The sequence below is a fragment of the Vibrio sp. 1978 genome, assembly GCF_033344345.1.
The window spans coordinates 1-15043 of sequence record NZ_JAWPOP010000044.1; the positions used below are offsets into that span (position 1 = coordinate 1).

Annotated in this window: 13 protein-coding genes; 2 read left to right on the top strand and 11 right to left on the bottom strand. The window is 45.9% G+C overall.

What is annotated here, in order from left to right; all coding sequences use genetic code 11:
- Window positions 1-476 precede the first annotated feature (476 nt).
- The 7 genes from R8N49_RS23575 to dusA all read right to left on the bottom strand — a co-directional run bounded on the left by R8N49_RS23575 (window position 477) and on the right by dusA (window position 7542).
- Window positions 477-1256 (bottom strand): phosphoadenylyl-sulfate reductase, encoded by a 780-nt coding sequence (locus R8N49_RS23575; RefSeq protein WP_005382748.1) that lies wholly within the window; start codon window positions 1254-1256, stop codon window positions 477-479.
- Window positions 1249-2985, bottom strand: coding sequence for an assimilatory sulfite reductase (NADPH) hemoprotein subunit (gene cysI / locus R8N49_RS23580; RefSeq protein WP_186584628.1), 1737 nt, complete (start codon window positions 2983-2985; stop codon window positions 1249-1251). Before cysI ends, R8N49_RS23575 begins: the two co-directional genes overlap by 8 nt.
- A complete protein-coding gene (locus R8N49_RS23585; protein ID WP_005381262.1) occupies window positions 2985-4856 on the bottom strand; it encodes an assimilatory sulfite reductase (NADPH) flavoprotein subunit in 1872 nt (623 codons plus the stop codon). Before R8N49_RS23585 ends, cysI begins: the two co-directional genes overlap by 1 nt.
- A gap of 117 nt (window positions 4857-4973) precedes the next feature.
- Complete coding sequence (locus R8N49_RS23590; RefSeq protein ID WP_005381264.1) at window positions 4974-5204, bottom strand: hypothetical protein; 231 nt, start codon at window positions 5202-5204, stop codon at window positions 4974-4976.
- A 157-nt stretch (window positions 5205-5361) separates the two neighbouring features.
- Complete coding sequence (locus R8N49_RS23595) at window positions 5362-6021, bottom strand: TIGR04219 family outer membrane beta-barrel protein (protein ID WP_130545458.1); 660 nt, start codon at window positions 6019-6021, stop codon at window positions 5362-5364.
- Window positions 6022-6119: 98 nt separating this feature from the next.
- A complete protein-coding gene (gene pspG, locus R8N49_RS23600) occupies window positions 6120-6335 on the bottom strand; it encodes an envelope stress response protein PspG (protein ID WP_005381266.1) in 216 nt (71 codons plus the stop codon).
- Between the two features lie 163 nt (window positions 6336-6498).
- Entirely contained in the window at window positions 6499-7542 is a 1044-nt protein-coding gene (dusA, locus tag R8N49_RS23605; RefSeq protein WP_281067057.1) for a tRNA dihydrouridine(20/20a) synthase DusA, read from the bottom strand.
- Window positions 7543-7638: 96 nt separating this feature from the next.
- Between dusA and R8N49_RS23610 the strand changes: the two genes are divergently transcribed.
- The gene (locus tag R8N49_RS23610; protein ID WP_161716219.1) at window positions 7639-8739 is read left to right on the top strand and encodes a tyrosine-type recombinase/integrase; all 1101 of its coding nucleotides are present in this window, start codon (window positions 7639-7641) and stop codon (window positions 8737-8739) included.
- A 449-nt stretch (window positions 8740-9188) separates the two neighbouring features.
- Here R8N49_RS23610 and R8N49_RS23615 read toward each other — a convergent pair whose 3' ends face one another.
- Window positions 9189-9602 carry a LysE/ArgO family amino acid transporter gene (locus R8N49_RS23615; protein WP_025589760.1) on the bottom strand — a complete coding sequence of 138 codons (414 nt, stop codon included), beginning with the start codon at window positions 9600-9602 and terminating at the stop codon, window positions 9189-9191.
- On the opposite strand from R8N49_RS23615, the gene R8N49_RS23620 reads away from it, so the two are divergent.
- Window positions 9579-10052: a DUF4832 domain-containing protein gene (locus R8N49_RS23620; protein WP_025594143.1), complete on the top strand. Its 474-nt coding sequence runs from the start codon at window positions 9579-9581 to the stop codon at window positions 10050-10052. The two genes, R8N49_RS23615 and R8N49_RS23620, sit on opposite strands and share 24 nt — an antisense overlap.
- 146 nt (window positions 10053-10198) lie before the next feature.
- Here R8N49_RS23620 and glpC read toward each other — a convergent pair whose 3' ends face one another.
- Genes glpC through glpA form a run of 3 tightly spaced genes read right to left on the bottom strand, consistent with a single transcriptional unit; the run spans window position 10199 to window position 14414 of the window.
- The gene (gene glpC / locus R8N49_RS23625; RefSeq protein ID WP_004726856.1) at window positions 10199-11425 is read right to left on the bottom strand and encodes an anaerobic glycerol-3-phosphate dehydrogenase subunit GlpC; all 1227 of its coding nucleotides are present in this window, start codon (window positions 11423-11425) and stop codon (window positions 10199-10201) included.
- On the bottom strand, window positions 11422-12747 hold the full coding sequence (gene glpB, locus R8N49_RS23630; protein ID WP_213906379.1) for a glycerol-3-phosphate dehydrogenase subunit GlpB: 1326 nt from the start codon (window positions 12745-12747) through the stop codon (window positions 11422-11424). Before glpB ends, glpC begins: the two co-directional genes overlap by 4 nt.
- Window positions 12744-14414 (bottom strand): anaerobic glycerol-3-phosphate dehydrogenase subunit A, encoded by a 1671-nt coding sequence (gene glpA, locus R8N49_RS23635; protein ID WP_161716218.1) that lies wholly within the window; start codon window positions 14412-14414, stop codon window positions 12744-12746. The genes glpB and glpA overlap by 4 nt, the downstream gene beginning before the upstream one ends.
- Window positions 14415-15043: the final 629 nt, after the last annotated feature.

Genomic DNA, 15043 nt, shown 5'->3' on the forward strand with positions numbered 1-15043 from the left:
ATTGTTTCCGAAGAAACTATTTGGATTATCATCAACGAGTGCCCACACAGATTGATAGGTCTATATTGTTAAAGAGCAACTCTTCTTTGTGATTGACATCACTTCGGAAGAGGCGGCCATTCTAGCGAGATAATTTATTGTGTCAAACACTTTCTTCAAATTATTTCGTTTTTCTTTTCAGCCTTATCAACTTCGCTTAACCCCTTGTGAGGCCTTGCCCTGTCGACGAGGAGGCATTATAGAGATCGCGCTCACATTGGCAAGTGTTATTTTTCAAAAATTGCAAAAATAATGGTTAAACGATGAGTTTTCGATCAAACCTTTATTTATTCAACTTTACCCCAAGCTCTCACACAACTTATCCACAGAATTGTTCTTTGAGGCGTGTTTTTTCAAGTACCATAAATAAAGAAAGCTGCTTTATTGCAGCTATCTTTATTAAACTTAACCTAAACTCTATTTAAAGAGCATTATGGCTATATGCCAGACCCATCTTGTTCAGAGCCATCATCTTCGTGTAGGCCACATTCTCGCTTTAAGCCAAAGAATCGAGTTTCTTCCTCTGACATTCCCGGCTCCCATTTACGAGTGGTATGTGTATCACCAACTGAAAGGTAACCTTCATCCCACAATGGGTGGTATTTAAGGCCGTGTTGTTCTAAGTAGTAATGAACGTCTTTATTAGTCCAATCAATTACTGGTAGAAATTTAAACACACCGTTCTGAATTGATAGAATCGGTAAACCTGCACGAGATTTACTTTGCTCTCGACGCAATCCAGAGAACCACGTTCCAACATTAAGCTCTTTTAACGCTCGACGCATCGGCTCAACTTTATTGAGCTTGTTGTATTTTTCAATTCCCTCTACGCCCTGCTCCCATAATTTTCCATATCGAGCTTCTTGCCAATTCGCACTTTCTTTGGCTCGATAAACTTTTAAATTTAGGTTGAGAGCATCTGTCAGCTCATCAATAAATCGGTACGTCTCAGCAAACAGGTAACCAGTATCGGTTAGAATGACGGGGATGTCCGCTTTGGCGCGAGTAACTAAATGAAGCATAACCGCGGCTTGAATACCAAAACTAGAAGAAACCGCGAACTCGCCTTCTAGATTATCTAAAGCCCACGCTACTCTCTCTTGTGCTGAAAGCTTTTCGAGCTCGACATTAATTTGAGCAAGACGGAGGATTTGCTCCGTCTTTGTTAATGTCAGTAACTCTGTAAGCTCCAACTTGGATGCTACAGAATCAAGCATGAAAGTCCCTCTTTGATACGAGCACTTCTTGGATAATGCCAGCACGAATAGTGAAATCGCCAAAGGCTTCGCCTTCTTCACGCTCTTTCGACCATCGAGCCACCAGCAGATCAATCTCTTCTAAGATTTGCTTATCCGTGATGTTCTCTTTATACATTTTAGGTACTCGAGTACCAGCACGGTTACCACCTAGGTGCAAGTTGTAACGACCCGGCGCTTTGCCAACTAGACCAATTTCAGCCAACATTGCGCGGCCACAACCATTTGGACACCCAGTTACACGCAAAATGATGTTGTCATTTTCTGGTAGGTTGTGCTTCTCCAGAATCCCCTCCACATCAGTAACAAACTGAGGAAGGAAACGTTCAGCTTCTGCCATCGCTAGCGGACAAGTTGGAAAAGCAACACAAGCCATTGAGTTCTTACGCTGTTCACTTACGCCGTCGTCCATTAAGCCATGTTCACGAGCGATCTTTTCAATCTTCGCTTTTTCGTTTTTAGGTACACCCGCAACAATTAGGTTTTGGTTTGCTGTCATGCGGAAATCGCCTTTGTGGATTTTGGCAATTTCAGCAACACCCGTCTTAAGTGGTTTACCTGGAAAGTCTAATAAGCGACCGTTTTCGATGAAAAGCGCTAAATGATATTTACCATCAATTCCTTCTACCCAGCCAATACGGTCACCACGTTCTGTGAATTCATATGGACGGCTTTGCTCAAACTTAACACCAGCACGTTTCTCGACTTCCACTTTAAAGACATCGCTACCTACACGATCCAATGTGTATTTGGTTTTTGCGTTCTTACGGTTTGAACGGTTACCCCAGTCGCGCTGAGTTGTTACTACAGCTGCGGCAACATCAAGTGTCTTGTCCAGCGGAATAAAGCCAAAGTCATCAGCGCGGCGCGGATAAGTTGATGTATCGCCATGCGTCATCGCTAAGCCTCCGCCGACCAGGACGTTAAAGCCTACCAGCTTACCGTTATCTGCAATCGCTACGAAGTTGAGATCGTTAGCGTGTACATCTACGTCATTTTGCGGTGGGATAACCACTGTAGTTTTAAACTTACGTGGTAAGTAGTTCTTGCCTAGAATCGGTTCGTCTTCTTCCGTGCTTTCTACTTTTTCACCGTCTAGCCAAATCTCTGCATAAGCGCGCGTCTTTGGTAATAGATGCTCACTGATCTTCTTCGCCCATTCGTAAGCTTCTTGGTGTAACTCTGACTCCACTGGATTAGTGGTACACAACACGTTACGGTTTACATCACCCGCGGTTGCAATCGAATCAATACCAATACTGTTGAGCGTTTGATGCATCAACTTAATATTCGGTTTTAATACCCCATGAAACTGGAACGTTTGGCGAGTCGTCAGACGAATACTTCCATATAAAGAGTGCTCCGTTGCGAACTTGTCGATCGCTAACCATTGCGTTGGCGTGATGATGCCTCCAGGCATACGAGCACGAAGCATCACATTATGTAATGGTTCCAGTTTTTGCTTTGTGCGTTCATTACGGATATCACGATCGTCTTGTTGATACATACCGTGGAAACGAATTAACTGGAAGTTGTCGGCAGTAAAGCCACCAGTAATACGGTCCTGTAAATCTTGCTCAATAGTGCCACGTAATAAGTTGCTTTCTCGCTTCAGGCGCTCGTTATCAGATAGCGGCCCTAACTCTTCACCTAATACAACCTGCTTATTATTGTCCGTAGAAAAAGTCATTAGTACACATCCCTCTGATAACGTTTCGCTTTACGTAGGTCATTAATAAATTGTTCTGCATCGTCACGCGGCATCTTGCCTTCTTGTTCAGCAACGATAACCAATGCGTCGTGCACATCTTTTGCCATACGCGTTGCATCACCGCAGACATAGATATAAGCGCCTTCTTGGATCCACTGCCACACTTGAGCTGCGTTTTCTAAGATGCGATGTTGTACGTAAACCTTTTCTACTTGGTCACGACTAAAGGCAACATCCAATCGGCTTAGTACTCCTGACTTGAGATACTTTTGCCATTCCACTTGGTATAAGAAGTCTTGAGTGAACGTGCGATCACCAAAGAACAACCAGTTTTTGCCTTCAGCATCACGGTTTTCACGTTCCTGAATAAAGCTTCGGAATGGTGCGATACCTGTGCCAGGACCAACCATGATAATTGGAGTGCTATCATCTTCCGGCAGTTTAAAGTTGTTGTTATGCTCAACAAATACTTTAACTTCATCTCCCTCTTCGAGACGCTGTGCTAAGAAACTAGACGCTCCACCATATCGTTTTTCGTCGTTTTGTTCGTACTCAACCAAAGCAACCGTTAGGTGTACTTCTTCATCGACCTCTTCTTGGCTTGATGCAATAGAGTAAAGGCGTGGAGTAAGACGACGAAGCAAACCAATCAATTCATCTGCGGTTAACTTGGTTTTCTTTTCTGCCAGTACATCAACGATTTGAGTATTTGCAGAGTACTCGCGAAGCTTATCTTTATCTTCAACTAACTTTTGTAGTTTCTTGCTACCGGATAACTCGGCAAACTTTGTGATGAGCTGTGGGTTAGATGTTGTGATTTCATATTTACTCACAAGAGCACTGTGGATTGACAAGCTTTCACCATCAACGTCAACAGTCTCAACCCCAGACAAACCGACCTTACCAAGAATGGCATTTGCAAGTTCCGAGCTATTTTCAAACCACACACCCAGTGCATCACCAGGCTGATACGTTAAGCCCGAGCCTTCTAAGTCGATTTCTATATGACGAACGTCTTTTCCAGAGTCACGGCCCGTGATTTTTTGACTGGTCAGTAACGTCGCAGTGTACGGATTTTGTTTATTGTAAGGAGAGTGCGCAGTCGCAGCTTGACCCACAGGAAGTTGAACCACATCCGCTTCAGAGCCAGAAGACAGTGTATCTTTTACCTTGTCTAACGCATTCTTACGCCATTCAGTTGCAGGGGCTTCATAATCCACATCGCAATCAAGACGCTCGATAAATGGAGTCGCGCCTAGCTTTGATAGGTAAGTGTCGAAGTCTTTACCGGTCTGACAGAAGAACTCGTAGCTAGAATCTCCCAATGCAATAACACCATATTGCAGGTTTGGCAGCTTTGGAGCCTTCTTCGATTGCAAAAACTCATGTAGCTCAATGGCATTGTCTGGCGCTTCGCCTTCGCCGTTAGTCGATGCCACAATAATGACATGCGTTTCTTTGGCTAAGTTTTTACCTTTGTAATCGCTTGCATCAAAAAGTTCGACTGCAATTCCTTCTGCTTTTGCTTCCTGTTCCAGAGCTTCAGCAACACCTTTAGCATTGCCCGTTTGGGAAGCAAAAATAATACTCAACTTACCTGCTGGCTTCGCTGATACGGCTGCCGTTGCTTGTGCAATTGGAGTTACCGCTGTGTTTGGTTGATTTTGAGCTAATCCCCAAAAATACCCACTGACCCAAGCAAGTTGCTGTGAAGACAACTCAGAGACAGTTTGTTGGAGTGAGCTAATTTGTTGGTCATTCAGAGGGCTTGCGATTGGAGGATTTCCTCCTTGCCCATTATTATCTTCAGACACATTCTTGTGAGAATACTCATTCTTTTGAAAAGACATTATCACGACATCCCTATTCATTGCGTGACGATAGAGTACCCACTCTCCTTAATAACAAGAAAGAATAGAAGTGAATGTTTTATAACTTTTTGGAAGTAAGAACGGCTTACTTTTTGCTCATCGGTCTTCAATGCGGACTTGTTGAAAGCCTACTGCCATTGCCGATTTTGACGCAGTATCCAAATCTTCATAAAGACATTCTTCGCCGTGACTGTCCGTTAGAAAAACAAAACCACCGCGCGCATGTCTGAACTCTACAACCCAACCACCCTCTTGGATTGCAGGCTCAATAATCGCTTCGATAAGCTGATTTTCACGGAATAGATGTCTTAGTTCATTTATTGTCATCGCTATCCCTGCTTTAACTTTCACATTGCTCCTAGGTAAGCATGGTCTAAGTCAGCCAAATAGGGAGAAATTTCGATTAGATATAATGAAGTGATATAAAAAAACGCCGCTTATAAAGCGACGTTTTAAGTAAATCGAATATCTAACATGGCTGAGTTTAGAACGCGTATTCCGCACTCACAAAGAAGCCGTTAGCAAAAATAAACTCTTTCCCTAGATCCGACATGAATTTATCGGACTCTAAATCAATCACACGGTAACCTCCACGAAAAGCCAGTCGAGCTTTTTCGAGCGGTACATTGTATTGAACACCTGCCATGAAATCGGTGCTTTTAATACCTTTGTTGTCACCAAAGTTTATCTCACCAATCACATCAAAGTTTGTATCCGGAACTTGAATTTCTGCGTAGCCATACCAAGCCCAAATCAGCTCATCAAATTCTTCTACACGCCTGCTTGAGCCAGCATCAATATATTTAGTGTCACTTAAATTACTGAACGTAAGACCCGCATCAAAGTGCAATAAATCATGCTCTAGAACGTGGTAATACAAGGTTAAATCGAGCTTATCGAACCCCATGTAATTCGCATCAACACTTGAGTAACGAAGGCGCGCATTAGGGACGTATTTAACATCATGTTCAATCGCCGCGTAAAAAGTGCCTGTGGTACTGCTATCTCGTCTCGCTTCATTAACTTTAGTGTCGGCAGCCCATACCTCTGCGCCGACTTTTGTCGATACAGAGTACTCTGCAAAAACAGGAAAAGATACTGCTAACGATAATGCCGTTAAAGCGATGTTCGCTTTATTTGTCATGTAGTATTTACTCCGAGATAGCTGATATTCACGTAGAGGACGTGAGAGGAAATATACCATATTCTCACGCCTCTCCATCAACTAAATGATGTTACTCATTATTTATAGCGGGGCTGAGCAACGTAATTCTTGAAGAACCAAATACCCAATGCAATCACGATTAACCATGGTAATAGCTTGAGTACCGCTCCAACCATTCCCAGTAAAAACATCACAACTAACGCAATACCAGTTGCTGCGAATACGGTCATCATTGTGATACCCGTAACCAACAAGGTCGCCGCAAAGACTAAAATAAAGATTAGCTCCAACATAATCACTTCTCCATTTGTTTTCAATAAACAGAGCAGTTTCCATACCAACTTACAAAAACGAAGTTAAGATTATGATTTTTAATAAAAAACAAAGCCAGAGGCATTTCTGCACTCTGGCTTTATCATTCTTTAGTTGGTAATTTTAGCCATTCACTGGCGAATTTTACACATTCAATTCTTTTGGAATCTTAGCTAGCGCGTCTTGCAATACTTCTAGACCAGAACCTGGTTTGTGCGCATTTTCACTGATATGACGACGCCATTGACGAGCACCGGGCATGCTTTGGAACAAACCTAACATGTGACGGGTAATGTGACCAAGGTACGCACCTTTCGCTAATTGCGCTTCAATGTATGGGTACATCTCTTCAACAATTTCGCTGCGTTTCTTCACTGGAGCGTTAGAGCCAAACAACTCTTGGTCTACCGATGCCAGTAGATATGGGCTTTGGTATGCTTCACGACCAATCATCACACCGTCAAGATGCTGAAGATGTGCTTTTGCTTCTTCTAATGACTTCACGCCACCGTTAATCGCAATCGTTAGGTGTGAGAAGTCTTGCTTCAATTGGTAAGCGCGTGGGTAATCCAATGGTGGGATCTCACGGTTTTCTTTTGGGCTTAAACCACTTAACCAAGCTTTACGAGCATGGATAGTGAACTGCTCACAGCCACCCTTTTCTGAAACAATAGAAACGAAATCCGTTAAGAACTCGTAAGAATCTTGATCATCAATACCAATGCGAGTCTTGACTGTTACAGGGATATCGACCACGTCTTTCATTGCTGCGACACAATCCGCAACTAACTGCGGTTCAGCCATTAGGCAAGCACCAAATCGACCGTTTTGTACGCGGTCAGATGGACACCCCACATTTAGGTTAATCTCATCGTAGCCACGCTCTTGCGCTAGCTTGGCACACGTAGCCAAATCTGCTGGGTTTGAACCACCAAGTTGAAGGGCTAACGGATGCTCTTCTTCGTTATAAGCCAGGAAATCTCCTTTTCCATGAATGATCGCACCTGTCGTCACCATTTCAGTGTACAGCAGGGTTTCTTTGGTCATTAAGCGATGGAAGTAGCGACAATGACGATCAGTCCAATCCAACATGGGAGCCACGCTAAATCTCCAACTCTTTGACACATCAATATTACTAGACAAGTCTATATTTTGCAAAGAATTATGTATTTTCTGTTCTCGATTCATTTTCAATTATTCTCAATCATTTTTCGCTATTGCGTGCCCCATATGAATCCCATAATATATGGGGCACGCATTCAAACAACTATCAAGGAACCATAGATGGCCAGCTTTACATTGGAGAAACGTAAAACTAGCAAAGGGGTGCTGCGATATAGATGTGTTGTTCGATTAAAAAAAGGTAATGAAGTAGTATATCGTGAATCTCGTACTTTCGGGAAAAAAGCCGACGCAAAAGCATGGGGGACAGCGCTTGTATCCAAACTCGAAACGCATGGCCTACCAGGCAAATCCCCGGAAGTCACTCTTCGAGAACTGATCATCATGTACTTAAATGAACCTCACATTGCGCAAAGTATTGGTCGTTCAAAACGTTACGGTCTCAACATGTTAATCGATACAGAATTAGCAAAAATCCAAGCGAACAAGTTGACCGTTGCCAACCTAGTTCAGCACTGTAAAGATCGTAATGACGCAGGGACCAGTCCTCAAACAGTATCCGGTGATATTTCATATCTTCGCAGTGTTCTTAAAGCAGCAAAGCCAGTTTTTGATATAGATGTTAACGATTCTGTCGTACAGGAAGCTTACTATACTCTTTATCAACACAATCTAATCGCCAAATCAAACCGAAGAAGCCGACGCCCTACAACGTCAGAGTTGGAAAGACTCAAGATAGAACTTAAGAAAAGACAAGAACATCGTGCTGCCCATATCCCGTATTTAGATATTCTGGATTTTTCTATTTTGAGCTGTATGCGAATTGGAGAGGTGTGCAAAATTCTCTGGGAAGACGTTGACGAAGGAACTAGAGCTGTTAAGGTTCGAAATCGTAAAGATCCCCGTAAAAAAGGAGGGAATCATATGTGGGTTCCACTTTTAGGGGAAGCTTGGGAAATTTTGAATAGACAGCCCAGAACAAATGACCGTATTTTTCCCTATATAAGTAAAAGCGTTTCTAGAGGTTTCGAACGTGTAAGAAATTCCCTAGGTATCCAAGATCTTAGATATCACGACCTAAGACGAGAGGGTGCAAGTCGCTTGTTTGAACAAGGCTTCTCGATTGAAGAAGTTGCTCAGGTGACAGGGCATAGAAATCTAAACACCCTTTGGCAAATTTACACGGAGCTTTTTCCAAATCGCGTCCATGAAAAATTCAATTTACTTCAAAGACAAAAGCTATTATCAGAAAAGATAGTCTAATTATCTTCAATAAACTAAGTGCATGTAACCTAGGCGTAAAGTTTGATTACTAATATTTAGATTGGAAGCAGAGATACCCTGAAAATACAATATCAGTTCAGACAACCCAATGCCTTTTATGCCGAGCTAAACATGAGTGACATTAAGTATAAAAATACGCAGTCACTCATGGGCTTTGATGTGATGGACGCACCTCCCTTCTAGCGTCGTTGTACCAAACTAATAGTACAACCATTAAGAGCAGGAGTAACAAGTATGTCTATTAAAGTTGTCGGTATTGATATAGCGAAAAATCTCTTCCAAGTGTGTGTTCTGGGTACAAATGGACAGAAATGGTTTAGAGTATTTACTTAAATTAGCAAAGGACGAATAACTTCTGGTATGGAAACTCAGTGTCCAATCTAACAGGAGCAATTTAGTTAATAGAAATGCAGCTTCATCGCGACGCTCTATATGTATTGGCTTAACAAAGGTGCTGCCAGCTTCAATGCAATACCACACATGATGCATGAAATCGCAGAATCTAAAATTCGCCATGTTCTTGGCTTACTAAAAAGTGGGATCAACTTGTTAGCCAAATACACTAATCCATAAAACCAGCCCCCTGATGCGATCAGTGCCCCTATAACAAACAATAGTTTTTCATCAGGTTCCATTTGAGCAGTCACGCCCCCGAGTATCACCACCGTATCCAGATATACATGTGGATTTAAAAAAGTGATAGCCATCGCCATTAAAACGACTTTTAACCAACTCTGGGCAATGTCCGAATTTTCCAACTCTAGGTGACTTGAACCTTTCCAAGCTGATTTTGCAGATTGGTAGCCATACCAGAAAGCTTGGATTGGGCGATTGCGCAGCACGCTTCGACATTGAACCTGAAATCGCACGTGGTGCCGACTCAGTATCGTGATTTGTTGGACGATGCGTTGGCTCAAATTGGCTATCGTCTGCGTGTAGACACACTGGTGCACCCTGCTGAATTGACGCCGGGCGCGACCATGACGGTTCAGGCCTTGCTTGTGAACGAAGGGAACGCGCCACCGTATCAGCACCATTATCTGGCGTATCGATTGGTGAATGAGGACGAAGAAACCGCGTTTTTCAACGTCTCAACCGCAGATGTCATGCGTTGGCTGCCGGGTGAACACGCGACCTCCAGCAGTTTCACTTTGCCTGAAACGATCCCCACCGGCCATTACTACCTTGAGTTGGCTTTGGTCGATCGCCATGCTGAGGCAGAAGTGAATCTGGCCAATGAAGGGTTGCAGGCGTCGGGCTGGTATCGCTTATCTGACGTGACCATTCGTTAGGTCGACAGCCTTCGCCATGCTGTGGTGCGATAGACAGCAGCAAACGAAAAGCGAAAGTGACAGAAGAAAAGCGGGCAATGCCCGCTTTTTTGTACGTTGAGCGTTGAAACGACTTTCTTTGAAGACGCCTTTTTGGGGTTGGAAGACTAAGCCAGTGCTTGCGCCAGCAAGCTGACCGGGTGAATGGTTTCCAGCGCGGTGTTCTCTTCGATTTGCCATTTACAGGTTTCGCAGTCGGTGATCGCAAAATCTGCATCGGAGGCTTTGATCGAGTCAAACAGGTGCGAGCCGATTTTCATCGACACGTCATAGTTCTCTTCTTTAAAGCCATAGGTGCCCGCCAAACCGCAGCATTCGCTATCGAGGACAATCAGTTCTAGGCCCGGAATCATGCGCAGTAACTCAATGGTAAACATCACGTTGCCACTGCGTTCCAAGTGACAAGGCGTGTGATAAACCACTTTGAGGTTGACCGGTTTCATTTTCGGCGCATTGCCATTCATAAACTCTTTCAGCAGGAAGCGCGTGACGTATTCAATGTCGTTGGACACTTGGCTGTTGTCGACGCCGAGCACATGCGGGTATTCCTGTTGCAGCGTGAACGAGCAAGTTGAGGAGGTTGAAATCACTTTGGTGTGATATTCATTGACCGCAGTTTCCATGTTCTTCACGTTCAGCAATGCGTTTTTACGCGCTTTGTCATGAAAACCGTTGGCAATCAAAGGCACGCCGCAGCATTTCTCGTTGTTCAGCAAGCGCACGCCAATATTCATCGCATTCAACACCTTCACCAGATCTTTGCCCAATTGTGGGTGGTTGTAGTTGACGTAGCAGCCATGAAAGTAGGTGACTTGGCGCTGATACAGCGGCTGGCTGGTGCAATTTTGTTTAAACCAGCGACGGAACGTGCCGTGCGAGTATTTCGGCAACGCTTTGTGGTCATGCACGCCGATGGTTTTGTGCATGATTTTTTTCACCAATGGCATCGATGTGGCGAAGTTCACCACTGGTGCAAATGGCGTGGCCAGTGAGCCGAACAGGTCGGTGTGGCTCAGCACGTAGTCACGCATCAGTTTCGGATTGAGCGGTTTCTTGCCATGTTTACCCCGCGCGACGGCGATGATGTCGCCGATTTTCACCCCAGAAGGACACGCGGTTTCGCAGCGTTTGCAGTTGGTGCAGTATTTAAGCGCTTCGTCGTAATATTCCGGGTTTTTAATGCGCAGGCGCTCGCCATCCGGCCCGCACTGTTTCGGGCCTGGGTAATCTGGGTTGGCTTTTGCCACGGGGCAGTACACCGTGCAGACGGTGCATTTAATACATTGGTCAAAGCTGGTATTCAGAGGAGCAGCTTTTGAAAATGGCGCGTTCATGCGAGCACCTCCTGATCGAATGGGTTAGGGTGAGACGCTGACAATTGAGGTTCTAGGCATTGCATGATGGCGTGGTAGGCGGTGCCAATCGCGACGCCGCCACCGCACCCTTCAAACACGGGATCGTATCCCGACAACATGGAGCCGCAGCAGTACAAGTTTTTAATGGTGACGCCGCTGCGCTGTGGGTTCAATTGCGCGTTGGTTTCGACACCGAATGCCATAAAAGGGTGTGAACGGTCGGCAAAGAAGGCCGGATTGCGCCAATCAACGCGTGCTGGTTTATGCGTCACTTGCAAGCCAAAGATCGGTTCTTGGATGGCGTGTTGCTCGGCATGCAACCCTTGGCTGAAATAGCTGCCGGTTGCCATGATGTAGTTGTCAGCGCTGATGGCCATGTCGCGCAGGTTTTGCGTTTGCAGGCTAACCAGACGCTCGCCGTCAAACGTGCCGTTGACCACTTTGTCGCCTTTGAGGTGAATGCCACCCAGCAGCAGGAAGGTGCGACTGAGCGCCTCTTCAATGCGAATACCCAGCAGCGATGGTGGCATGGTCGGCACTTCGTGAAATTGCAGTTGCGTGGTGTCGCTTAGCTTCGTTAGCAGCGTTAGGCCATCGCCGTTGCCCATGATCGCGGGCATGATCACCAAGTCGTTGCGATTGGCTGCACGCATCAAACCATCGCATAGCGCGGTCCACGCGGCATCGTGTTTTAGCAAACGTGCAATGTCGATTGAGCGCAGCTCATTTGGGTTGCGGCGGTATCCGTCAAACCCCGGAATCGACAGGGTGACCGTGTGAATCGGCACACCTTGAAAATCGGGATGCTGGTGAAGGTTATCTTTCAGCATTTGTGGCTGAAAATCGCGATAGCCATCGATCGAAACCACCACAATACGCTCAAACGAAACTTCTTGGCGGTGTTGGTAAACAAATGGCTGCGATAGCCAAGTCGCTTTGAGTGTGCCAAGCGGCGTGATGCGCCCGTGATTGGCCAAATCATCTTGATGCGATAGCGGCACGTTCGCGGTGGCGAGCGTTTGACGAAACCATTCCAGCCCTTTTTGCAGCGTGCTACGACCCACCGTGTTGTACGGATGGGACGGCGCTTGTTGCTGTAATGCGTCGAGGGCATCAAACGGGTGGGTGACCGCGCTGCCATCTGGTAATTTCGCCAGCACATCAATGGAGCCGGAAGAGAAATGTAACGCGCTTTGACCCTGATTGATGAGCACGGTTTTTTTGCCAGCTTGCAGGCTGCGAATTGCAGCGGTATAACCCGCAATGCCCCCGCCGATCACGGCCACATCATAATGCATCATAATTCCGCCTCCTGTTTTTGTTGTTCTGCTTGAGGGTGTTCTGATTGAGCGGGCTGGGGCAGGTCGCTGGCACCGAGTAATCCTTCGTAAATCCAATAGCTGAATTCCGCTTCGCGCAGCGCATCACCCCAGAAAATGGGTTTGATGCCTTTCCAGCGCTCTTCTAGAAAATCGACCAACAATTCACTCGATTGACAGCCATCGACCTGACCATATTCGGAAAACAGGCTGGCCGCACGGTAGATGCACAGTTCGCCCTGACAAGGGCCCATGCCTAAGCGAGTGCGGCGGCGCAGATCGACCAAGTTGTTGACGTCGAGCTGTTTAATCGCGTATTCAATTTCGCCCGCAGTGACCATTTCACATTCACAAATAATCGCTTGGCTCTTGGCATCGTCAGACAAGAATTGCGTGGCGCGTTCACCATGGCGATAAATGGCGGATTCATACACCGGTTTGGCGATGCTGGCGGTTTTCTTGATGGCTTTTGGCGTTTCGTTTGACCCCGGCAGTGGGCGCGTGTGGGTTTCGCACGCCTGAGTGTTGCCCAGTTTCTTCGCCACTAAGTCGGTCGCCCATTCCGCCATTAAGCGGTAGGTCATCAGTTTGCCGCCGGTAATGGTGGTGAGGCCTTTGAGGCCGTCGCGCTCTTGGTGATCGAGCAAAACGATGCCGCGGCTGATATTCCGGCCACTGCCATCGTCATCTACCGAAACCAAAGGACGTACCCCCGCGTAGGCACGCAGTACGCGCGTATTGGCCATGATCGGCGCAAGTTTCGCGCCTTCTGCCAACAGCACATCCACGTCACGTTCGGTGACGTGCAAGTTGTCGATCTGGTCGTAATCAATGTGTTCGGACGTGGTGCCGATAAGTGAAATGGTGTCGCCGGGCACCAGAATGTCGGCATCGGAAGGTTTACGGCAACGGTTGATCACCAAGTTATTGATGCGGTAATCGAGGATCAACAGCGAGCCTTTGGCAGGGAACATCTTGATGTTGAGGTCGGCATATTCGCAGATATGTTGTCCCCAAATGCCCGCGGCGTTGATCACTTCTTTGGCAAAGATTTCAAACTGTTGGTTGGTGCCCAATTGCAAACAGCGTACACCGAGTATGGTATCGCCTTGGCGAATCAAACTGGTGACGATGGTGCGGTTGAACATGCGCGCGCCGTGCTCTTTGGCATCAAGGACGTTCGAGGCACATAAACGGAACGGATCCAGCGTGCCGTCGGGCACTTTCACCGCACCGATCAGCGCCGGGTTCACGTTCAGTTCGAGCGCGAGTGCTTCTTTTGGCGTTAAACGGGTCGCTTCGATACCGGCATTGCCGCAAGCCTGAATAAAGGTGTCTTGAAAGCTGAGTTCGTCTTCAGGCAGGGTAATGAATAGGCCGTCAGTCGCTTCCACACAATGGCGAGCGATGCGTTTGAGCGTTTGGTTTTCTTGAATGCATTCTTTGGCCGATTCTGCATCAGTGACGGCATAGCGCGCACCAGAGTGCAGCAAGCCGTGGTTACGACCCGTGGTGCCGGAGGCGATGTCATCTTTCTCTAACAGAATGCACGCGATGCCTCGCAATGCGCAGTCTCGCATGATGCCTGTGCCGGTCGCGCCGCCGCCAATGATGACAACGTCGGTTTCCATTCGTTGATAAGCCGTCATGACCTTTACCTTATGCAACTTTAATAAACTTACAACTAGTATGTTTTTTTTTATCATTTACGTTCGATATATTGCTCACAAAAGCGCGAACGAGCGTTAAATTGATAGTTTTGGTGATTGTTTCGTGTGGGTGTGGAGAAATTAACCAACAATGTTGCTGGTATTTAACAGGGTTAGGCACATATTTGTTACATGTAAATCGATGAAAACAGGAATAAATTCGCTAACGAGCTGGTCTGATGTGCAAGCGGAGTCAAGAACGTTGTTGGTAAATGAAAACGTATGATGCCTTGTTTAATAAGCAATTGCTCAGTTTATTAGGGTTTTCTTGATTAGAAAATGGCGCGATAAAAACTAACCCTACTGATGAAATGATCAAAATGATGCGCCAATTAACAAAAAACGAGTTTGACATTAACAAACTTGTGCTCGAACGCTCATAAATTTCCTTGTTCGATTTTCGAGAGTGCTCTTCTGTGTCAGATTTGCCCACACAAAGTTTGTGTACATAACTATAAACAGGACTCTTACTTATGACTCGAACAAAACAACAGGCTTTGTTGCTTAATTCGATGAGAAGACATGGTAGCCCCATGTTGTTCAGTTCTTAAACAACATACTGAGTTTCA

Bases quoted from the DNA above. Each gene is read 5' to 3' on its own strand.
- cysI (WP_186584628.1), bottom strand. From the start codon at position 2,985: ATGACTTTTTCTACGGACAATAATAAGCAGGTTGTATTAGGTGAAGAG.
- glpC (WP_004726856.1), bottom strand. From the start codon at position 11,425: ATGAACGCGCCATTTTCAAAAGCTGCTCCTCTGAATACCAGCTTTGAC.
- pspG (WP_005381266.1), bottom strand. From the start codon at position 6,335: ATGTTGGAGCTAATCTTTATTTTAGTCTTTGCGGCGACCTTGTTGGTT.
- glpB (WP_213906379.1), bottom strand. From the start codon at position 12,747: ATGATGCATTATGATGTGGCCGTGATCGGCGGGGGCATTGCGGGTTAT.
- R8N49_RS23590 (WP_005381264.1), bottom strand. From the start codon at position 5,204: ATGACAATAAATGAACTAAGACATCTATTCCGTGAAAATCAGCTTATC.
- glpA (WP_161716218.1), bottom strand. From the start codon at position 14,414: ATGACGGCTTATCAACGAATGGAAACCGACGTTGTCATCATTGGCGGC.
- R8N49_RS23595 (WP_130545458.1), bottom strand. From the start codon at position 6,021: ATGACAAATAAAGCGAACATCGCTTTAACGGCATTATCGTTAGCAGTA.
- dusA (WP_281067057.1), bottom strand. From the start codon at position 7,542: ATGAATCGAGAACAGAAAATACATAATTCTTTGCAAAATATAGACTTG.
- R8N49_RS23610 (WP_161716219.1), top strand. From the start codon at position 7,639: ATGGCCAGCTTTACATTGGAGAAACGTAAAACTAGCAAAGGGGTGCTG.
- R8N49_RS23585 (WP_005381262.1), bottom strand. From the start codon at position 4,856: ATGTCTTTTCAAAAGAATGAGTATTCTCACAAGAATGTGTCTGAAGAT.
- R8N49_RS23575 (WP_005382748.1), bottom strand. From the start codon at position 1,256: ATGCTTGATTCTGTAGCATCCAAGTTGGAGCTTACAGAGTTACTGACA.